The following is an 18918-nucleotide window of genomic DNA, read 5'->3' as shown; positions in this document are numbered from 1 at the left end:
TGTCCCCGCACAACCGCTAGGCTGAACCCGATCACGTTCCGCAAAGGATGTCGGGTGCCCCCCAGGAAACTTACGCAGCCCAATCTGCTGATCGTCGCCCAGGCCGGACGGCTGGAGTTCGAAGCCGTGATCCTCATGGCCAGCCTGCGCGCGCATGCCCCGGACTTCACGGGCACGGTGTTCATCGCCGAACCCACCCCCGACGGCGCCTGGAGCGGGCATGACACGGCCATATCGGACCCGTGCCGCCAACTGCTGACCGATTTCGGCGCCATGATCGTGCCGTTCACCGCGCGCCATTTCGGCGCCTCCTATCCCCAGGGCAACAAGATCGAGGCCCTGTCGGTCCTGCCTGCGGGCAAACCGTTCCTGTTTCTGGACACCGACACGCTGATCACCGGGCCGCTGGACCGGGTCCGCTTCGACTTCGCCCGGCCATCCGCCTCGATGCGGCGCGAGGGGACCTGGCCCAAGCCGCCGCTTTACGGCCCGGGCTATCACGGCATCTGGCAATCGCTTTACGACCGGTTCGGACTGTCCTTCGCCCCCACGCTGGACCTGTCGCAGCCTGACGAACACTGGGAACGCTATCTGTACTTCAACGCGGGGTGGTTCTTCGGGTCCGACCCTGCAGAGTTCGGTCAGCGGTTCCTGGCCTGGGCGCTGGCCCTGCGCGATAGTCCGCATGACGCATTGGCCTGCCAGGTGATGGACCCGTGGCTGGACCAGGCGGTGCTGCCGCTGGTCATCCACAGCCTGGGCGGCGGGCGGCCCGGCCCTGCGCTGGACGGTCTGGACGGCGACGTGACCTGCCATTACCGCCGGCTGCCGCTCCTCTATGCCCGCGACCCCGAGGCCGCGATCACCGCGCTGGAGGGCGCCGTCGCTGCCAAGGAGGTCAAGCGCGTGCTGCGGGAATGGGAGCCTGCGCGCAAGCTGATCTATCAGGACAAGGGACGCCAGAAGGTGCGCCCGATCTTTGCCGACAGGCCGACCCCTGCCCCGGAAAAGATGATTCGCAACCAGTTGAAGGCACGGGGGTGGTGGCTGGTCTAGCGCCGCCGCGCCAATCGGATCGGGCCCCGCGGATCGGGCCCCACGGGGCGCCCCTTCTGCAGGACGGCGATGTCCCCCTCCGCCGCCATCTGCAGCGCCAGCCGCCGCAGCGGGTCCATCAGCGGGCGCCAGTCCTCGGCCAGATCGCGTGCGATCCGGCTGGGGCAGCAGGTCGTGCCCGGCCGCAGCCGGGCGACCTGCGCAAGGATCGCTCCGCGCAGGTCGTCATCGGTCATCCCAAGGCCGCGTCGCAGCGCGCGCAGACGCCCGGAAGGGCATGCGTGCCGACATCGGGCAGGATCTTCCAGCAGCGTTGGCACTTCTCGCCCTCGGCGGTCTCGAAGACGACGCCGATGCCCGGGGTCTCGGCCATGCGGAACGCCTCGGTGGGCGCGGGGTCCGCGGTCAGCGACAGATCCGACGTGATGCACACATCCGCGAAGGCCACCGACTTCAGCGCGGCCAGCATCTGGGCATCCTCGACATGGACGACGGGCGCGGCCTCCAGGCTGGCGCCGATCGTCTTGTCGGTCCGCTTGACCTCCAGCGCGGCGGTGACCACGCGGCGGGCGCGGCGGACATGCTCCCATTTGGCGGCCAGCGGCTCGTTCAGCCAGTCGGCCGGCGTCTGCGCGAAATCGTGCAGGTGCACGCTGTCATCCTCCGACGGGAAGCGCGACAGCCAGACGTCCTCCATGGTGAAGGGCAGGATCGGCGCCAGCCAGGTCACCAGCCGGTGGAACAGCAGGTCCAGCACCGTCCGCGCCGCCCGCCGGCGTTCGCTGTCCGCCGGGTCGCAATACAGGGCGTCCTTGCGCACGTCGAAATAGAAGGCCGACAGATCGACGGTGCAGAACTGGAACAGCGTCTGGAACACGCCCTGGAAATCGAACGCCGCATAGCCCTGGCGGACCTGGTGGTCCAGCTGCGCCAGCCGGTGCAGCATCCACTGCTCCAGCTCGGGCATCTGGGCGGGCTCGATGCGTTCGGCATCGTCGAACCCGGCCAGCGCCCCCAGCAGGAAGCGCAGCGTGTTGCGCAGGCGGCGATAGCTGTCGGCGGTGCCCTTCAGGATCTCGGGGCCGATCCGCTGGTCGGCGGTATAATCGGCCTGCGCCACCCACAGGCGCAGGATGTCGGCGCCGTATTGCTCGATCACTTTGGCGGGCACGATGGTGTTGCCAAGCGATTTGGACATCTTCATGCCCTTCTCGTCCAGCGTGAAGCCATGCGTGACCACGTTGCGATAGGGCGCGCGGCCCTTGGTGGCCGACGCCTGCAGCAGGGACGACTGGAACCAGCCGCGATGCTGGTCGGTGCCCTCCAGATAGACGTCGGCGATCCCGTCCGGCGCGCCATCCTCGCGGTCGCGCAGCACGAAACTGTGCGTCGAGCCCGAATCGAACCACACGTCCAGTACGTCCATGACCTGCTCATAGGCCTCCGCGTCCGCGATCCCGTCCAGCATCCGCGCCTTGAAGCCCGCGCTGTACCAGACATCCGCGCCATCCGCCTCGAAGGCCGCGACGATGCGGTCGTTCAGACGCGCATCGCGCAGCAAGAAGTCGTCGTCCGTGGGCTTGGCGCCCTTCTTGACGAAGCAGGTCAGCGGCACGCCCCAAGCCCGCTGGCGCGACAGCACCCAGTCGGGGCGGTTCTCGACCATGGAATGGATGCGGTTGCGCCCGGTCTTGGGCCACCACTTGACCAGCTGGTCGATCGAGGTCAGCGCCCGCGCCCGGATCGTGTCGCCATGCTGGCCCAGCCCGTCGTCCAAGGGTTTGTCGATGGCCGCAAACCACTGGGGCGTGTTGCGATAGATCAGCGGCGCCTTGGACCGCCAGCTGTGGGGATAGGAGTGCTTGATCTTGCCCTTGGCCAGCAGCGCGCCCGCCCAGGCCAACTGCTTGATGACGCTGACATTGGCCGGGCCGTCCTTGCCGTCGGGCGCCACGATCGCCTCGCCGCCGAAGATCGGCAGGTCCTTGCGATAGCTGCCGTCGGGTTCGACGTTGTAGGTCATCGGCAGCTTGAAGCGCAGGCCCAGCTGATAGTCGTCGTCGCCATGGCTGGGCGCGGTGTGGACGAAGCCCGTCCCCGCCTCGTCAGTGACATGATCGCCGGGCAGCATGGGGACGTCGTAATCCCACTCGCCCGCGCCACCTTCGACCCCGCGCAGGGGGTGGGACAGGATCAGCCCGTCCAGATCGGCGGCGGTCACGTCCGCCGCGCGGGTGAAGCCCGTGACCTTGGCCTGCGCCATCACCCCCTCGGCCAGCGCATCGGCCAGCACCAGACGCTCTCTGGCGACGGCGGTCGAGCCTTCGGCCACGGCATCGACCTGATAGAGGCCATAGGCGATCTGCGGGTTGAACGCGACGGCGCGGTTCTGCGGAATGGTCCAGGGGGTGGTGGTCCAGATGACGACCTTGGCATCCGACAGGGCGCCATCCCCCTGCACGCCGAACCGCACCCAGATCGTGTGGCTGGTATGGTCGTGATACTCGACCTCGGCCTCGGCCAGGGCGGTCTTCTCCACCGGCGACCACATCACGGGCTTGGACCCCTGATACAGCGAGCCGTTCATCACCAGCTTCATGAACTCGGCCGCGATGACGGCCTCGGCGTGGTAGTCCATCGTCAGATAGGGCCGGTCCCAGGCCCCGGTCACGCCCAGGCGCTTGAACTCCTCGCGCTGGATGTCGACCCATTCATCCGCAAAGCGGCGGCATTCCTGGCGGAACTCGACCATGTCGACCGCGTCCTTGTCGCGGCCTTCCTTGCGGTACTTCTCCTCGATCTTCCATTCGATCGGCAGGCCGTGACAGTCCCAGCCCGGCACATAGCGCGCATCGAAACCCATCATCTGGTGCGACCGCACGACGATGTCCTTGATGGTCTTGTTCAGCGCGTGGCCGATATGCAGATGCCCGTTGGCATAGGGCGGACCATCATGCAGCACGAACGGCTTGCGCCCCGCCGCGGTCGACCGCAGGCGGTCATAGACGCCGATGCGCGCCCACCGCTCCAGCCATTCGGGTTCGCGCGCGGGCAGGCCCGCACGCATCGGAAACTCGGTCTGGGGCAGAAAGACGGTATCGCGGTAATCGGGCTGCGTGGCGTCGGCCATCGGGGCGTTCCTTTGAGAGATGTTCGGACAAGACTGACCCGGCGGCGTGAAACCTCACGCCACCGGGCTGCTAATTCGAGATCCGAACGCCGGAAATTTCATCCGCCCTCTATAGAAAGCGCCGCTTGGCGCTGCAAGCGCCGAACCTAGCGCATGGGCCCCCGTCCCGCTAGACTGCGGCCACCGCCTTCGGAGAGCCCGATGCCCCCCGCCCCCCTGCGCAGCCGCCTGACCCGTCGCGATGCGGCGCTGCGCCGGTTCACACGACTGCGCTACGGACCGCGTGGCACGCTGGCACTGCACCGCCACGCGATCGGCGCGGACCTGCTGCGCGCGCCGGTGAACGTGATGCTGGCGCCGGTGGCCCTGCTGATGCTGGGCGCGGGCTGGGCCCTGACGCGGATGGGGGCCACGCGGGCGGGCGGCTGGCTGCGCAGCCGGCGGGTGTTCCTGCGGTCCGACGTCTCGACGGTGATCCAGCGTGACCTAGGCGCGCTGATCGCCGATCTGCAGCGGCAGGGCCTGGGTCCGGACACGTCCCCCGACCGCATCGCCCGCGCCATCCGCAGCCATGCCGACACCCGCAATGCCGTAGCCGAGATCACGACCTCGCTGATCGTGCTGACCGTGGGGATCGCGCTGTTTCACCGCGCGACACCGGGCATGATCTCGCTTGCCGGGCCCATGGCGCAGATGCGCGCGCATGGTGCCGCGGTGCGCGACTTCGCCCTGGGCGACACGTTGGGGCGGGCGTGGTACTGGGCCTTTCCGGTGGAGACCGCGCCGCTGACGGTCGTCGCCACCGGGGTGGCGCTGGCCGTGGCGGGGTCGCTGGTCACCACCTTCGCGGGGCTGATCGCGGACCCGGTCCAGCTGTGGACCGGCGTCCATCGGCGGCGCCTGTCGCGCCTGATGGCACGGCTGGACGCCGAGACGGACAGCGGCGCGCCAGAACCCGAACACCTGCTGGCCCGCCTTGGCGACGTGATCGACACGGCGCTGATCGCGCTGCGATCCTGGCGCGGCTGAACGCCGCCTAGCCGCGCCCGCGATAGGTCGGCACGCCCTGATCGGGCAGCCACAGGCCCGCAGGCGCCGCGCCCGTCTGCCAGAACACGTCGATCGGAATGCCGCCGCGCGGGTACCAGTATCCGCCGATGCGCAGCCAAGCCGGCTCCAGCAGGTCGGCGATGCGGCGGCCGATGCCCACAGTGCAATCCTCGTGGAAGGCGCCGTGGTTGCGGAAGCTGCCCAGAAACAGCTTCAGCGATTTCGATTCGACCAGCCAGTCGCCGGGGACATAGTCGATCACCAGATGCGCGAAATCGGGCTGGCCGGTCAGCGGGCACAGGCTGGTGAATTCGGGCTGGGTGAAGCGCACGGCATAGGTCTGGCCGGGCTGGGGGTTGGGCACACGTTCCAGCACGGCCTGGTCGGGGTGCTGCGGCAGGGGGGTGTCGCTGCCCAGCTGGGTCAGCGCGTCGGTATAGTGGCTCATGGCTCGCTCCTGTTTTGTCCGGGTGGGCTGCGACCGGGTGGCCCCCCTTACGGCGGCACGCGGCCCCTTGCAACCGCGCCGCCCCTGCCCCAGATGCGGCGCATGGACCCGCGTTTCGACATCACCGAGGCAGAGATCGCCCGCACCGTCGCCGTCTTCTACGGCGCCGTGCGGCGGCACGAGGTGCTGGCCCCGATCTTTGCCGAACATGTCGGCGACTGGGCCGCGCATGAGGATCGCATCGCCGCCTTCTGGAAGGGCGCGATCCTGCACAAGGCCGGCTACAACGGCAGCCCGATGCGCGCGCACCTGTCCGCGGGCAACGTCCGCCCCGAGCATTTCGAGATCTGGCTGACGCTGTTCGACGAGGCGCTGCGCCGCACCCTGCCGCCCTGGTCGGCCCGCGCCTGGTCGCAGATGGCGCATCGCATCGGCCAGGGGCTGCGCGCCGGGGTGCAGAACATCGACGCGGGCCGCGCGGGGCCGCCCGTCCTGCGCTAGCCGCGGGTGCGCGGCGGGCGGGGGCGATAGACCGGCAGCTTCCAGCCGCGCACCATGCTGCCCGCACGCAGCACGAAGGTGACCATGCCGCAGGCGGCCAGGGCCTCGACCCGGCCCAGGCCCATCCAGACCAACAGCACCGCCGCCAGCGCCCCGCCAAACGCCGCCGTCAGGTACAGCTCGCCCTGCTTGAGGACCAGCGGAACCTCGTTGCCGACCACGTCGCGCATCAGCCCGCCGAAGGTGCCTGTGACGACGCCCATGATGACCACGATGACCGGACTGAACCCGCCCGCCAGGGCCACGGCGACGCCCGCGGGCACCGCCACGGACAGGGCAAAGGCGTCCAGCCACAGCAGCAGGCGATAACGGCTTTCGAACCGGTGCGCGGTCCAGAACACGACCATCGCCGCCACCGCGGCCACCACGACCAGCGACGGCCGGGCGACCCAGAACACCATGTCCCGGCCCAGGATCAGATCGCGCAGCGTCCCGCCGCCCACGGCCGTCATCGCGGCCATGAAGACAAAGCCCACCGGATCCAGCTGCGCGCGGCTGGCCACCAGCGCCCCGGTCAGCGCAAAGACCAGCACCGAGGCATAGTCCAGCACCCAGACCAGCGTGGGCAGCCCCGCGATCACCTGTCCCGTCACGGCTTGAACGGCGCCATGCCCGCGCGGGCCAGTTCGTCCGCGCGTTCGTTCTCGGCATGGCCGGCATGGCCCTTGATCCAGCGCCATTCGACGCTGTGGGTGGCCTGCGCCGCATCAAGCCGCTGCCACAATTCGACGTTCTTGACGGGCTTCTTGTCGGCGGTCTTCCAGCCGTTGCGCTTCCAGCCGTGGATCCACTGGGTCACGCCGTTCTTGACGTAGTTGCTGTCGGTCACGATCACGATGGTGCTGGGCCGGGTCAGGGCCTCCAGCGCGCTGATGGCGGCCATCAGCTCCATCCGGTTGTTGGTCGTGGCAGGCTCTCCGCCCTGCAGCTCGCGCTGCTTGACCACGTTCGCGCCGTCCAGCGCGCGCATCAGCACGCCCCAGCCGCCGGGGCCGGGATTGCCGCTGCAGGCGCCGTCGGTCCAGGCGAACAGTTCAGCCATCGATGGTCACGTGCCCCGGAAGGGCCGCCACCCGCGCCAGCCAGCCGCGCACGGCCGGAAAGCGGTTCATGTCGAACCCGCCGCGCGCACCCGCGCTGTGCGTATAGGCATAGAGGCAGATGTCGGCCAAGCTGGCCGCGTCGCCCACCAGCCAGTCTTGGGTCGCTAGGTGATCCTCCGTCACGGACAGCAGCGCGTGGCCGCGATCCAGCAGATAGGCCAGCCGGTCGGGCGTGGCACCCGCCGCGCGATGGGGATAGCTGACCAGCGCCTGGCGCACCGCGATGACCGGTTCGTGGTTGTACTGTTCCCAGAACATCCAGCCCAGCATCTGCGCCCGCAGGGTCCGGCTGGCGGGCCAATAGGCCGTTCCCTCGCCCAGATAGCACAGGATGGCGTTCGATTCCGCCAGCGTGGTTCCGTCGTCCAGACGCAGCGCCGGCAGCTTGCCGAAGGGCAGCGCGCCCTGGTCCTTGGCCTGCTGCAGGGCGGCCGATCCGTATTCGCAATCGACCCGGTCCAGCGACTGGCCGGTCAGCGCCGCCAGCAGCCTGACCTTGTAGCTGTTGCCCGATGAGGGCATCGAATAGAGCCGCATGCTGTCCCTTTCCGCCTTGTCCGCGCCGCTATAGCCGCGATCGGCGCGGCAGGCCAGCGGGCCTCAGGCGGGCGCGGGAAGATAGGGGATGCTGCCGGCCGCGTCGCTGTCGTCGATCAGCCGGAAATGGCTGACGGACCCGCCCTTGCGGGCATTCGCATGGGGCGCATAGTCGGGATCGTTGACGAAACCCATCGCATCCTCGCGGGTCGGGAACTCGATCAACGCGATCAGGGTGACGTCGCGGGCCTCGCCCTCCAGCGTCTCGATATGGCCGGACCGGGACAGGTAGCGGCCGTTGTGGCGGGCGGCGATGTCATGGACCGCCGCCGCATAGGGGGCGATCCAGGCGTCGTCGGTGACGGTGACTTCGGCAATCAGATAGACGGTCATGTGGGGTCCTCCAACCTGTGGCCGGAGGATAGGACCGGGGCGGGCGATCCGGCAAGGGGCCGGTTCGGTCAGGCTGTCTCGCGCAGGACGCGGGGGACCTTGAACTCGACCCGTTCCACGGCGGTCTCGACCACCTCGACGGTCACGTCATAGCGGGCGTGGAAGGCGTCGATGACCTCGTTGATCAGCACCTCGGGGGCGCTGGCGCCGGCGGTCACGCCGATGCTGCGGATACCGTCCAGCGCCCGCCAGTCGATCTCGGCCGCGCGCATCACCAGCTGGGCATAGCCGCAGCCCGCGGCACGCCCGACCTCGACCAGACGCTTGGAGTTGCTGGAATTCTCGGCCCCGATCACCAGCAGCGCATCGACATGCGGCGCCACCGCCTTGACCGCCGCCTGGCGGTTGGTGGTGGCATAGCAGATGTCTTCCTTGGCGGGCCCGATGATCGCGGGGAACCGCGCCTGCAGGGCCGCGACCACGGCGGCGGTGTCGTCGACCGACAGGGTCGTCTGGGTGATGAAGGCCAGGCGCGCGGGGTCGCGGACCTGGACGCGGGCCACGTCGGCCACGTCCTCGACCAGGATCACCTCGCCCTCGGGCAGCTGGCCCATGGTGCCAAGGACCTCGGGGTGGCCCCTGTGGCCGATCATGATCATCTGCAGGCCCGCGGCGTGGTGCCGCTCGGCCTCGATATGGACCTTGCTGACCAGCGGGCAGGTCGCGTCGACATAGACCATCTCGCGGCGCTGCGCCTCGGCCGGGACGGCCTTGGGGACGCCATGGGCGGAAAAGATCACGGGCCGGTCGGCCGGACATTCGTCCAGCTCCTCGACGAAGACCGCGCCCTTGTCGCGCAGCGTGTCGACGACATACTTGTTGTGCACGATCTCGTGGCGGACAAAGACGGGGGCGCCCCATCTCTCCAGCGCGAGTTCCACGATCTTGATGGCGCGGTCGACGCCTGCGCAGAAGCCGCGCGGGGCGGCCAGATACAGGGTCAGGGGGGCTTTGATCTGTTCCATGCCCCTCAGGTAGCGTGCCGACCCGGTTTCGTCCAGCGCCACGCGGTCACATCTGCTGCACCCTGCGCGCATGGCGGGGGCGCCCGCATGGTGGATCAGCGCGCGACGGCCAGCAGGGCCGCCACGTCCAGATGCGCCTCCAGGTGATCCGCCAGATCGTCCAGCGCGGCATCCACCCCGGCCTCGAACCCCGGCCGCGAGGCGGCACCAAGCCGTGCCAGGAAGGCCGCGCGGAACGCGTCGTCGGAAAACAGCCCGTGCAGATAGCTGCCCGTCACGCGGCCATCCGCGCTGATGGCCCCGTCGGGGTCGGGGACATGAGCGAAGGGGCGCGCGCAGTCCGGGCCGTCGGTGCGGCCCATGTGGATCTCGTATCCCGACACGGGCTGGCCCAGGGCGGTGCCGGTCACGCGGGTCAGCCGCTTGTCGGGGGCCATGACGGTGGTCACGTCCAAAAGGCCCAGCCCCGCCACCTGCCCTGCCACCCCGTCCGCGCCCGACGGATCGTCGATCATCCGGCCCAGCATCTGATAGCCACCGCAGATGCCCAGCACATGCCCGCCGCGCCGGTGATGCGCGGCCAGGTCGATGTCCCAGCCCTGCGCCCGCAGGAAGGCCAGATCGCCCAGGGTCGATTTCGTGCCCGGAACGATCACAAGACCGGCGTCGCCGGGGATCGCCTGTCCCGGCGCCAGCATGGTCAGGCGCAGGCCGGGTTCCGCCGCCAGCGGGTCCAGATCGTCGAAATTGGCGATGCGCGACAGGGTCAGGCAGACGACATGCAGTCCCGTCCCGCCACTGGCGCGCAGATCGACCGCATCCTCCGCCGGAAGGCGGTGCGCGTCCGCGAACCACGGCACGACACCGAAGCCGCGCCAGCCGGTGCGCGCCTCGATCATCCGGTAACCGTCGTCGAACAGGCGCGGATCGCCGCGGAACTTGTTGACCAGGAACCCGCGGATCATCGCCGCGTCGCCAGCGTCGATCACGGCCTGGGTGCCGACGATCTGGGCGATGACCCCGCCCCGGTCGATGTCGCCCGCCAGCACGACGGGCACCCCCGCCGCGCGGGCAAAGCCCATGTTGGCGATGTCGCGGGGGCGCAGGTTGACCTCGGCGGGGCTGCCCGCCCCCTCGACGATCACCAGGTCATGGGCGGCCGACAGGCGGGCAAAGCTGTCAAGAACCCCACCCAGCAGGCGAGGCTTCAGCCCCTGGTAATCGCGCGCCTCGGCCCGGCCGATGGCGCTGCCCTGCAGGATCACCTGCGCGCCGCGGTCGGTCTCGGGTTTCAGCAGGACCGGGTTCATGTCGGTATGCGGCTCCAGCCCGCAGGCGCGGGCCTGCAGGGCCTGGGCGCGGCCGATCTCTCCGCCGTCGGCGGTGACGGCGGCATTGTTGGACATGTTCTGCGGCTTGAAGGGCGCCACGGACAGGCCGAGGCGGGTCGCGACGCGGCACAGGCCCGCCACCAGCATCGACTTGCCGACATTCGAGCCGGTGCCCTGGATCATCACCGCAACCATCGGACACTCTTGCTTGCCATCACCCTGACAGGTGACTAGATAGGCGCGTCCGCAAATGAAAGGCCGAAAGCCGTGGAAAACGTCATCCTGACCGTCCATCTGATCCTGGCAGTGATGCTGGCCGGGGTCGTCCTGCTGCAGCGTTCCGAAGGGGGCGGGCTGGGCATGGGCGGCGGTGGCGGTGCCGGTGGCGGCGTCATGTCGGGCCGCCAGGCGGCCAACGTGCTGACCCGGGTGACGTGGATCCTGGGCGTGGCGATCTTCGCGACCTCGATCGCGCTGACGATCCTGGCGGCGCGCCAGGCCAACAACAGCTCGATCATGGACCAGTTCGGCGGCCAGGCCCCGACCGAGGCACCGGCGACCGGACTGCCGGGTCTGCCGGCCTATACCCCGCCGCCCTCGACCGCGGGCAACCCGCTGACCCCGCCCAGCCCCGATGCGGCGACCGACGCCCCGGCGACCAAGGCCCCCGCGACGGACGCCCCGGCAACAGACGCGGCCGTGACCCCGGCCCCCGCGGCCCAGACCCCGGCAGAGGCACCCGCGACGGCACCCGCCGACGCGCTGACCCCGCCTGCCCCCGACGCCCCGGCACCCGCCGCGACGGCCCCGGCGGCGGCGCCCGACGCCGCGGCGGAACCCGCCACCCCGGACACCGCGCCCGCACCGGCGAACTGACGACAGACACCACTGCGGGGGGCGCCAGGCGCCCCCCTTCCACTTGCGGTCCGTTGCGGCCACGGGGCGAATCGGTTATTTCGTGGGTCCCGTGATCGTCGTCATTCGGACGGCCCGCTAAGACAGAATTGCACATCACGGGGGCCTCATGGCGCGTTACATCTTCATCACCGGCGGCGTCGTATCCTCGCTTGGCAAGGGGCTGGCTTCGGCGGCGTTGGGGGCGCTGCTGCAGGCGCGGGGGTTCACCGTCCGGCTGCGCAAGCTGGACCCGTATCTGAACGTCGACCCCGGCACGATGAGCCCGTTCGAGCATGGCGAGGTCTTCGTCACCGATGACGGGGCCGAGACCGACCTGGACCTGGGCCATTACGAACGATTCACCGGCGTCGCAGCGCGCCGCACCGACAGCATCAGCAGCGGGCGCGTCTATTCCAACGTGCTGGAGAAGGAACGCCGGGGCGAATACCTGGGCAAGACCATCCAGGTGATCCCGCATGTCACCAACGAGATCAAGGACTTCCTTGCGATCGGCGACGACGAGGTCGATTTCATGCTGTGCGAGATTGGCGGCACGGTCGGCGACATCGAGGGCCTGCCCTTCTTCGAGGCGATCCGCCAGTTCATCCACGAGCGGCCGCGCGGCGAATGCATCCTGATGCACCTGACCCTGCTGCCCTATCTGGCCGCCAGCGGAGAGCTGAAGACCAAGCCGACCCAGCACAGCGTCAAGGAGCTGCAGTCCATCGGCTTGGCCCCCGACGTGTTGGTCTGCCGCTCGGAACACCCGATCCCGGAAAAGGAACGCGCCAAGATCGCGCTGTTCTGCAACGTGCGTCCCGATGCGGTCATCCCGGCCTATGACCTCAAGACCATCTATCAGGCGCCCCTGGCCTATCATCGCGCCGGTCTGGACCGTGCCGTGCTGGACGCCTTCCAGATCAGCCCCGCGCCGCGCCCCGACCTGTCGCGGTGGGAGGACGTGATGGACCGGCTGGAGCATGCCGAGGGGCAGGTGAACATTGCCATCGTCGGCAAGTACACCCAGTTGGAGGACGCCTATAAATCCATCGCCGAGGCGCTGACCCATGGCGGCATGGCCAACAAGGTCCGCGTCAAGGCAGACTGGGTCGACAGCGAAAAGCTGGAGGGAGAGGGCGCGCATCTTCTGGACGGCTATCACGGCATCATCGTGCCCGGCGGCTTCGGCGAACGCGGGACCGAGGGGATGGTCGCCGCCGCCCGCTATGCTCGTGAGAAGAAGGTGCCGTATCTGGGGATCTGCCTGGGGATGCAGATGGCCGTGATCGAGGCCGCGCGGAACCTGGCCGACATGCCCGACGCGGGTTCCGAGGAGTTCGACCACGAGGCCGGGCAGACGCGGTTCACCCCGGTCGTCTATCACCTCAAGGAATGGGTGCAGGGGAACTATACCGTCAGCCGCAAGGTCGGCGACGACAAGGGCGGCACCATGCGCCTCGGCTCCTACACCGCCGTCCTGTCCCAGGGGTCGCGGATTTCGGACGTCTATGGCGGCGCGACCGAGATCGAGGACCGCCACCGTCACCGCTATGAGGTCGACGCGACCTATCGCGCGCAGCTGGAGGCCGCGGGCCTGCGCTTTTCGGGCATGTCGCCCGACGGCAAGCTGCCCGAGGTCGTGGAATATGCCGACCACCCGTGGTTCATCGGCGTGCAGTCCCACCCCGAGCTGAAATCCAAGCCCTTCGAACCCGCGCCCCTGTTCGCAGGCTTCGTCCGCGCGGCGATGGAGGAAGGGCGGCTGGTCTGACCGCGCCCGCGCCGGACCCCGACCGGCTTGCCGCCGCGCTGTCCCTGACGGCGCGGCGGTATGCGTTCGCGCGGGTCGAACCGGTGGCCGGGCATTCGCTGGCCGGGTTCTTTCGCCGCGACGTGGCGGCGCTGGCGCGGGAGGCGGTGGCCGGGCGTCCCGAACGCCTGCTGGTGCGGGCCAGCACCGGCGCGCCGGGTTGGGCGGCGGTGCCCTGGGTCGCGTGGTTCGCGCCGCATGTGACGCGCAGCATGCGCCACGGGCTCTACGTCGCCTGCTTCGTGAACGCCCCGGATGAACGGATCGTGCTGTCGCTGCAGCATGGCGCGGCGGACGCGCTGCGCGAGCATGGCCACGACGCCGGCCTGCGCCATCTGCGCGACCGGGCGGCACGCACGCGGGACGGCCTGCCGGGACATGGCTTTGACACGAGGCCCATCGCCTTAGGGTCGGACGCGACGCTGCCGCAAGGCTATCAGGCCGGCTGCGTCCTGTCGCGCAGTTGGGATGCGGCTGCGCCCGATCCGGACGGGTTCGACAGGGCGCTGATGCGCATGCTGGACCTGTATCGCGCGCTGGTCTAGCGGGTGCTTGCGCGGCGGGTGGACAGGATCAGGTTCGTCTCGGATGTCATGACGCCGTCCAGGTCGCGGATGCGGCGCAGGACGTCGTCCAGTTCCGACAGCGACCCCGCCGCCAAGTCCACGATCAGATCCCACCGCCCGTTCGTCGAATGCACCGCCGTCACCTGCGCCATCGCGGTCAGGCGGGCCATGATGCGGTCTGCGCCCCGCCCCTCAATCCCGATCAGCATCAGGCCGCGGACCGGCGCATCCTGCGCATCGGCGCGGGTGATGGCGGTGAAACCCAGGATCTCCTGCCGCTCCAGCAGCCGGGCCAGGCGCAGGCGGACGGTCGCGCGGCTGACGCCCAGCCTGTCCGCCAGGTGCAGCACCGAGGCCCGCCCGTCGCGGCGCAGCTGCGCGATCAGCGCCTGATCCAAATCGTCCATAATGGCACCATTCCCCGCCAATATGGGCAATGATCCCGCCATTCCTGCTGCCTGTCCAGTTGAAACCGACCCATATCGCGCAGCATCATGGACGAAACCCTGCAGGAGAAGACCGATGACCCCGCCCTCGCGCCAGGCGCTTGTTCCCTTTGTCAGCGTCGATCACATGATGCAGCTGGTCCATCACGTGGGCATCGAGCCGCTGCTGGTCGAACTGGCCGACGCGATCGAGGCCGACTTTCGCCGCTGGCCCGATTTCGACAAGACCCCCCGCGTCGCCAGCCATTCCGACATCGGCGTGATCGAACTGATGCCGACGTCGGACGGACAGCATTACGGGTTCAAATACGTGAACGGCCATCCCGGCAACATGCGCCAGGGGCTGCAGACGGTCACCGCCTTTGGCGTGCTGGCCGATGTCGCGACCGGCTATCCGCTGCTGCTGTCCGAGATGACCATCCTGACCGCGCTGCGCACCGCCGCGACCAGCGCCATGGCCGCCCGCTGGCTGGCCCCGCACGATTCGCGGGTGATGGCGATGATCGGGAACGGCGCGCAGGCCGAGTTCCAGGCCCTGGCCTTCAAGGCGATCTGCGGCATCACCGAGGTGCGCCTTTACGACATCGACCCTGCCGCCACCGCGAAATGCGTAGCGAACCTGGCCGGGCGCGGGCTGCGCGTTGTCCCCTGTGCCAGTGCCGAGGAGGCGATCCTGGGCGCGCAGATCGTGACGACCTGCACCGCGGACAAGCAATATGCGACCATCCTGTCGGACAACATGGTGGGCGCGGGCGTGCATCTGAACGCGGTCGGCGGCGATTGCCCCGGCAAGACCGAACTGCACCGCGACATCCTGCTGCGCGCGGGGATCTTTGTCGAATACCCGCCCCAGACCCGCGTCGAGGGAGAGATCCAGCAGCTGGACCCCGACCATGCCGTGACCGAACTGTGGCAGGTCATCGCGGGCCACGTGCCCGGCCGCACCCGCGCCGACCAGGTCACCCTGTTCGACAGCGTGGGATTCGCGATCGAGGATTTCAGCGCCCTGCGCCACATCCACAAGCGCCTGCAGGGCACGGGGCTTTTCCTGGACCTGGACATGATCGCCGATCCCGACGACCCGCGCGACCTGTTCGGCATGCTGTGTCGCGCGGCACCCCGGCAGGACGCCGCCTGATGTGATCGCCTGCGGCACGATCGCGAATTGCGAAGCCGCAGGTTCCGCCTTAGCTGATCGGCATGTCCATCCAGATCACCCGCCCCATCGGCCCGATCCTGCTGCTTGACGACGTCGCCCTGGGGCGGATGTCGCTGTCGGCCCTGTTCATCATGCCGGGCGATCAGCCCCCGGCCCCGGTCGCCGCGCCCTCAGGTCCGGTCGCGCCTGTGGCGCTGGCCCGCTATGACGGCGCCACCGTCTGGCGGGCGCGATTCGCGCTGCCGGCGGACCGGGCCTCGACCTATGACTGGGATGGCCAGCGGTTCGAGGTCGCGGGCGATCTGACCGGGGATCTGCGGCTGGCTTATGTCTCGTGCAACGGCGAGGAGGTCGGCGACATGGACCGCGAGGGGTCCGAGCGCAACGCCATGTGGGCGCGCCTGCGCGACGACCACCGCCGCGCGCCCTTCGCGCTGCTGCTGCATGGTGGCGATCAGGTCTATGCCGACGAGGTCACCGAGGGCCACCCGCTCAGCAACGACTGGCCCGACCGCGTGCCCGACAGCCCGTCGCCCCAGGCGCTGGACGGGCTGCGCGCGCATCTGCGCCAGCGGTTCTTCGACCGCTATGCCGCGCTTTATGGTGCGCCCGAACTGGCCTGGCTTGCCGCACGGGTGCCGTCGCTGATGCAGTGGGACGATCACGACATCTGCGACGGGTGGGGCTCGCTTCCCCGGTCGCGCACCGAATCGGCGGTGGGACAGGCGCTGTTCGCCGCCGCGCGCGACAGCTTCCTTCTGTTCCAGCACGGCACCGTGGCGGGCGATCTGCCCGCCCGCTTCGCCGACCCGCAGGGCGGGCATCTGGGCTGGGTGATCAACGCGCCCGGCCTGCGGCTGCTGGCGCCCGACATGCGGTCCGAACGCACGCGGCGCGATATCATGGGGCCGGGCGGCTGGCAGATGATGGACGCGGAGGCGCGTCGCCAGACGCAGGGCCGCACCATGCTGATGTCCAGCGTGCCGTTGCTGGGGCCGCGCATGTCGATCCTGGAATCGCTGATGGTGGCCATTCCGCGGATGCAGAAATACGAGGACGACCTGCGCGACCAGTGGCAAAGCCGCACCCATCGCGACGAATGGCGCCGCATCCTGCGCCTGGTGCGCGACATGGCGCGCCGCGACGGCCATGACGTGACCGCCCTGTCGGGCGAGATCCACCTGGCCACGCGGGCCGAGATGGACTTGGGCGGCGGGCTGCACCTGCATCAGCTGGTGGCGTCGGGCATCGCGCATCGTGCGCCGCCAAAGGGCTGGGCCCGGTTCCTGGGCGCGTTGGCCTGGCTGGGAGAGGACCCGCTGCCGGAACATCCGATCCGCATCCGGCCGCTGCCCGGACAGCGCCACCGCTACATCGCGCAGCGCAACTTCCTGGTGCTGGACCGCCGCAAGGGCGCATGGCAGGCGGCCTGGGACCTGGAGGACAGCGGGCGCACCCCTGCCCTGCCGCTCTAGAACAACAAAGGCCGCCCGATGGGGCGGCCTTTGACTGTCGGACCATGGTGCCGCAGAAGGGACTCGAACCCCCGACCCCATCATTACGAATGATGTGCTCTACCAGCTGAGCTACTGCGGCATTCTGGTCATGGCGCGCGGATAGCATCTTCGCGCCATGACGAAAAGGGGTCAGCTGCGAAAAATTCGCCTCACCGGATCAGCGCCGTGCGCGGGTGTCCGTCCAGTCCGCCGCATCCGTCGGTTCGACATCGGGGCGGACCATGACCGGTTCCGCGGCCGGGGTGTCAGCCTGCTCCGGTTCGGGCAGCGGCGCGGGCTGGGGCATGGGCTCCGGCTCGTTGACCAGCACGGGCTCCGGCGTGGTCACGGTCGAGGACGGCTCGTCGATGACCCGATAGTCGCTTTCGCGCGGGACCATGCCGGGGGCGACGACCGCCTGCTCGACCCGGCGCGGGGCGGGCTTGCCTTCGGGCTCTGCCGGGCCGGGCGGGTGCGGTTGCACGGGTTCGGTCAGGTCCGGCACGTCATCGGCAGGCTTAGGCGCACCGACCAGCAAGGGCAGCATCTCGGCCCCGGTGGCCGACGTCGTGCTGTGCCGCGTCTCGGGCTCGCGCCAGGTCAGCGTGTCAAAGCCGCCACAGCTGTCGCAGACCGGGGCCCAGGCCTGCATGACATTGTGGCACTTGTCGCAGCACCACTGGGGTCCACGCGATGCCGACAGGGCACGGGTCAGCCAGCCACGCACGACGCTGTCATCGGCACCTTCACCGCGTTCGACGGCAGCCATGATGGACAGGGTCCGCACCGTCGGGTGCTTTTCCGCCAGATCGCCCAAGGCGCGGCGCGCGCCAGGAAAGTCCTCTGCGGCCAGCAGCAGTTCGGCCTTCAGCAGGCGGGTTTCCTCGTGATCGGCGTTCTTCTTGATCAGCGCGTCAAAGCGGCGCAGGCGGGCGGCCGGGGTCTCGTCCGGAACGATCTCGGCATAGGCGGCCGCGACGTCGGGATGCGGGCGCACTGACCAAGTCTTCTCCAGGATCCGCGAGGCGTTGCGGTAATCCTTCTGCGCGACATAGCTGCGCGCGGCCAGAACGGCGGCGGGGACCAGGTCCGGCGACGCCTTGGCGGCCGAGATCGCCGCCTCGCGCGCGCTGATGGAATTGCCGTGTGCCAGCACGTCGCTGGCCTCCTGCAGGGCCAGGACGGCATCGCGGCGCAGCGCCACGTCCTTGGGCAAGTCGCCCTGCGTGCGCTTGTCCTTCAGGGTCTGCCGGGCACCCTTCCAGTCCTGCTCCCGGGTCTGCAGGTCCAGCAGGGTGTCCTGAACCTCCTTGTGGCGCGGCTTCAGCGCATAGGCCTTCTGCGCCAGCAGCAGCGCCTTGTGGGTGTCACCCTCGGCCAGCTTCTGGCGCATCAGCCCGCGGATGCCCACAAATCGGGTGCGGTCGTCGTCCAGCAGCGTGCGATAGATGCCGATGGCCTTGCCGGTGTCGCCCGACGTTTCGGCCGCCTGCGCGGCCAGAAGGTTCGTCAGATGCGGCTGGTTCAGGTACTTTGCGGCCTTCGCGGCCTTGTCCTGCGCCAGCTTCCCCTCGCCCGAGGCGACGGCCAGCATGCCCTCCCCAAAGGCGGCATAGCCCTTGCGCTCGCGCGAGCGGGCGAAATGGCGGTTGATGGCGGTCTCGTCGCCCACCAGGAACCGCAGGACGGCCAGTGCCAGCCCCAGCAGCTTGAAGATCAGCCAGGCGGCGATCATCAGCACGAACAGCGCCACCAGCGCCTTCAGCGGCGACAGCGCGTATTCGATGCCGCCATATTCGATGCGCAGCACCTGCCCGGTTTCGGACAGTTGGACCGCCCCCAGGGCCAAGGCCAGGACGACGGCAAAAAAGAACAGGATTTTCAGCAGTGACAACAGCATCGGGCGGCCC

At 69.3% G+C, this 18918-nt stretch carries 19 protein-coding genes and 1 tRNA gene; 8 read left to right on the top strand and 12 right to left on the bottom strand.

Annotated features, from left to right (window positions below):
- The first annotated feature begins 54 nt into the window (after positions 1-54).
- The gene (locus tag SY26_RS16020; protein ID WP_046001337.1) at positions 55-1056 is read left to right on the top strand and encodes a hypothetical protein; all 1002 of its coding nucleotides are present in this window, start codon (positions 55-57) and stop codon (positions 1054-1056) included.
- Here SY26_RS16020 and SY26_RS16015 read toward each other — a convergent pair.
- Positions 1053-1292: a DUF3253 domain-containing protein gene (locus SY26_RS16015; RefSeq protein WP_046001336.1), complete on the bottom strand. Its 240-nt coding sequence runs from the start codon at positions 1290-1292 to the stop codon at positions 1053-1055. The two genes, SY26_RS16020 and SY26_RS16015, sit on opposite strands and share 4 nt — an antisense overlap.
- Positions 1289-4186 carry an isoleucine--tRNA ligase gene (ileS, locus tag SY26_RS16010; RefSeq protein ID WP_046001335.1) on the bottom strand — a complete coding sequence of 966 codons (2898 nt, stop codon included), beginning with the start codon at positions 4184-4186 and terminating at the stop codon, positions 1289-1291. The genes SY26_RS16015 and ileS overlap by 4 nt, the downstream gene beginning before the upstream one ends.
- A gap of 201 nt (positions 4187-4387) precedes the next feature.
- Here ileS and SY26_RS16005 point away from each other — a divergent pair, with 201 nt between their 5' ends.
- Positions 4388-5215 carry a DUF6635 family protein gene (locus SY26_RS16005; protein WP_046001334.1) on the top strand — a complete coding sequence of 276 codons (828 nt, stop codon included), beginning with the start codon at positions 4388-4390 and terminating at the stop codon, positions 5213-5215.
- A gap of 7 nt (positions 5216-5222) precedes the next feature.
- Here SY26_RS16005 and queF read toward each other — a convergent pair whose 3' ends face one another.
- On the bottom strand, positions 5223-5684 hold the full coding sequence (gene queF / locus SY26_RS16000) for a preQ(1) synthase (RefSeq protein WP_046001333.1): 462 nt from the start codon (positions 5682-5684) through the stop codon (positions 5223-5225).
- Positions 5685-5786: 102 nt separating this feature from the next.
- On the opposite strand from queF, the gene SY26_RS15995 reads away from it, so the two are divergent.
- Positions 5787-6185 (top strand): group III truncated hemoglobin, encoded by a 399-nt coding sequence (locus SY26_RS15995; protein WP_232303373.1) that lies wholly within the window; start codon positions 5787-5789, stop codon positions 6183-6185.
- Here the strand turns inward: SY26_RS15995 and SY26_RS15990 are convergent.
- The 6 genes from SY26_RS15990 to SY26_RS15965 form a co-directional block, all read right to left on the bottom strand.
- Positions 6182-6838, bottom strand: a complete 657-nt coding sequence (locus tag SY26_RS15990) for a trimeric intracellular cation channel family protein (protein WP_232303372.1) — start codon at positions 6836-6838, stop codon at positions 6182-6184. The genes SY26_RS15995 and SY26_RS15990 overlap by 4 nt on opposite strands.
- Positions 6835-7287: a ribonuclease HI gene (rnhA, locus tag SY26_RS15985; RefSeq protein WP_045981388.1), complete on the bottom strand. Its 453-nt coding sequence runs from the start codon at positions 7285-7287 to the stop codon at positions 6835-6837. The genes SY26_RS15990 and rnhA overlap by 4 nt, the downstream gene beginning before the upstream one ends.
- Positions 7280-7885 (bottom strand): glutathione S-transferase family protein, encoded by a 606-nt coding sequence (locus SY26_RS15980; protein WP_046001331.1) that lies wholly within the window; start codon positions 7883-7885, stop codon positions 7280-7282. The genes rnhA and SY26_RS15980 overlap by 8 nt, the downstream gene beginning before the upstream one ends.
- Before the next feature lie 63 nt (positions 7886-7948).
- Complete coding sequence (locus SY26_RS15975) at positions 7949-8278, bottom strand: DUF1330 domain-containing protein (RefSeq protein ID WP_045981390.1); 330 nt, start codon at positions 8276-8278, stop codon at positions 7949-7951.
- A 68-nt stretch (positions 8279-8346) separates the two neighbouring features.
- Positions 8347-9303: a 4-hydroxy-3-methylbut-2-enyl diphosphate reductase gene (gene ispH / locus SY26_RS15970; protein WP_046001330.1), complete on the bottom strand. Its 957-nt coding sequence runs from the start codon at positions 9301-9303 to the stop codon at positions 8347-8349.
- Between the two features lie 95 nt (positions 9304-9398).
- Positions 9399-10829, bottom strand: a complete 1431-nt coding sequence (locus SY26_RS15965; RefSeq protein ID WP_046001329.1) for a cobyric acid synthase — start codon at positions 10827-10829, stop codon at positions 9399-9401.
- A 72-nt stretch (positions 10830-10901) separates the two neighbouring features.
- On the opposite strand from SY26_RS15965, the gene secG reads away from it, so the two are divergent.
- The 3 genes from secG (at position 10902) to SY26_RS15950 (ending at position 13886) form a co-directional block, all read left to right on the top strand.
- Positions 10902-11510: a preprotein translocase subunit SecG gene (secG, locus tag SY26_RS15960; protein ID WP_046001328.1), complete on the top strand. Its 609-nt coding sequence runs from the start codon at positions 10902-10904 to the stop codon at positions 11508-11510.
- Positions 11511-11658: 148 nt separating this feature from the next.
- Positions 11659-13302 (top strand): CTP synthase, encoded by a 1644-nt coding sequence (locus SY26_RS15955; RefSeq protein WP_045983291.1) that lies wholly within the window; start codon positions 11659-11661, stop codon positions 13300-13302.
- A complete protein-coding gene (locus tag SY26_RS15950) occupies positions 13191-13886 on the top strand; it encodes an MrcB family domain-containing protein (protein WP_084693886.1) in 696 nt (231 codons plus the stop codon). Before SY26_RS15955 ends, SY26_RS15950 begins: the two co-directional genes overlap by 112 nt.
- Here SY26_RS15950 and SY26_RS15945 read toward each other — a convergent pair.
- Positions 13883-14314 carry an Lrp/AsnC family transcriptional regulator gene (locus SY26_RS15945; protein WP_046001327.1) on the bottom strand — a complete coding sequence of 144 codons (432 nt, stop codon included), beginning with the start codon at positions 14312-14314 and terminating at the stop codon, positions 13883-13885. The two genes, SY26_RS15950 and SY26_RS15945, sit on opposite strands and share 4 nt — an antisense overlap.
- Positions 14315-14429: 115 nt before the next feature.
- Here SY26_RS15945 and SY26_RS15940 point away from each other — a divergent pair, with 115 nt between their 5' ends.
- Both SY26_RS15940 and SY26_RS15935 read left to right on the top strand, forming a co-directional pair.
- The gene (locus SY26_RS15940; RefSeq protein ID WP_046001326.1) at positions 14430-15491 is read left to right on the top strand and encodes an ornithine cyclodeaminase; all 1062 of its coding nucleotides are present in this window, start codon (positions 14430-14432) and stop codon (positions 15489-15491) included.
- Positions 15492-15553: 62 nt separating this feature from the next.
- A complete protein-coding gene (locus SY26_RS15935; RefSeq protein ID WP_046001325.1) occupies positions 15554-16987 on the top strand; it encodes an alkaline phosphatase D family protein in 1434 nt (477 codons plus the stop codon).
- 45 nt (positions 16988-17032) lie between these two features.
- Here SY26_RS15935 and SY26_RS15930 read toward each other — a convergent pair.
- A tRNA-Thr gene (locus tag SY26_RS15930) sits at positions 17033-17108 on the bottom strand.
- Positions 17109-17186: 78 nt separating this feature from the next.
- Positions 17187-18908, bottom strand: a complete 1722-nt coding sequence (locus SY26_RS15925; protein WP_046001324.1) for a heme biosynthesis protein HemY — start codon at positions 18906-18908, stop codon at positions 17187-17189.
- Between the last annotated feature and the right edge of the window lie 10 nt (positions 18909-18918).

It is taken from the genome of Paracoccus sp. 228 (assembly GCF_000967825.1).
In the GTDB taxonomy this organism is placed as follows: domain Bacteria; phylum Pseudomonadota; class Alphaproteobacteria; order Rhodobacterales; family Rhodobacteraceae; genus Paracoccus; species Paracoccus marcusii.
Note: the sequence above shows the minus strand (reverse complement) of the source record. Positions and strands in the feature narration are given on the sequence as shown.

Excerpts from the sequence above, each read along its gene's own strand:
- SY26_RS15935 (WP_046001325.1), top strand. The coding sequence starts at position 15,554 with ATGTCCATCCAGATCACCCGCCCCATCGGCCCGATCCTGCTGCTTGAC.
- SY26_RS15965 (WP_046001329.1), bottom strand. The coding sequence starts at position 10,829 with ATGGTTGCGGTGATGATCCAGGGCACCGGCTCGAATGTCGGCAAGTCG.
- SY26_RS16015 (WP_046001336.1), bottom strand. The coding sequence starts at position 1,292 with ATGACCGATGACGACCTGCGCGGAGCGATCCTTGCGCAGGTCGCCCGG.
- ispH (WP_046001330.1), bottom strand. The coding sequence starts at position 9,303 with ATGGAACAGATCAAAGCCCCCCTGACCCTGTATCTGGCCGCCCCGCGC.
- SY26_RS15925 (WP_046001324.1), bottom strand. The coding sequence starts at position 18,908 with ATGCTGTTGTCACTGCTGAAAATCCTGTTCTTTTTTGCCGTCGTCCTG.
- rnhA (WP_045981388.1), bottom strand. The coding sequence starts at position 7,287 with ATGGCTGAACTGTTCGCCTGGACCGACGGCGCCTGCAGCGGCAATCCC.
- queF (WP_046001333.1), bottom strand. The coding sequence starts at position 5,684 with ATGAGCCACTATACCGACGCGCTGACCCAGCTGGGCAGCGACACCCCC.
- SY26_RS15955 (WP_045983291.1), top strand. The coding sequence starts at position 11,659 with ATGGCGCGTTACATCTTCATCACCGGCGGCGTCGTATCCTCGCTTGGC.
- SY26_RS15945 (WP_046001327.1), bottom strand. The coding sequence starts at position 14,314 with ATGGACGATTTGGATCAGGCGCTGATCGCGCAGCTGCGCCGCGACGGG.
- SY26_RS15980 (WP_046001331.1), bottom strand. The coding sequence starts at position 7,885 with ATGCGGCTCTATTCGATGCCCTCATCGGGCAACAGCTACAAGGTCAGG.
- ileS (WP_046001335.1), bottom strand. The coding sequence starts at position 4,186 with ATGGCCGACGCCACGCAGCCCGATTACCGCGATACCGTCTTTCTGCCC.
- SY26_RS16005 (WP_046001334.1), top strand. The coding sequence starts at position 4,388 with ATGCCCCCCGCCCCCCTGCGCAGCCGCCTGACCCGTCGCGATGCGGCG.
- SY26_RS15995 (WP_232303373.1), top strand. The coding sequence starts at position 5,787 with ATGGACCCGCGTTTCGACATCACCGAGGCAGAGATCGCCCGCACCGTC.
- SY26_RS15975 (WP_045981390.1), bottom strand. The coding sequence starts at position 8,278 with ATGACCGTCTATCTGATTGCCGAAGTCACCGTCACCGACGACGCCTGG.
- SY26_RS15940 (WP_046001326.1), top strand. The coding sequence starts at position 14,430 with ATGACCCCGCCCTCGCGCCAGGCGCTTGTTCCCTTTGTCAGCGTCGAT.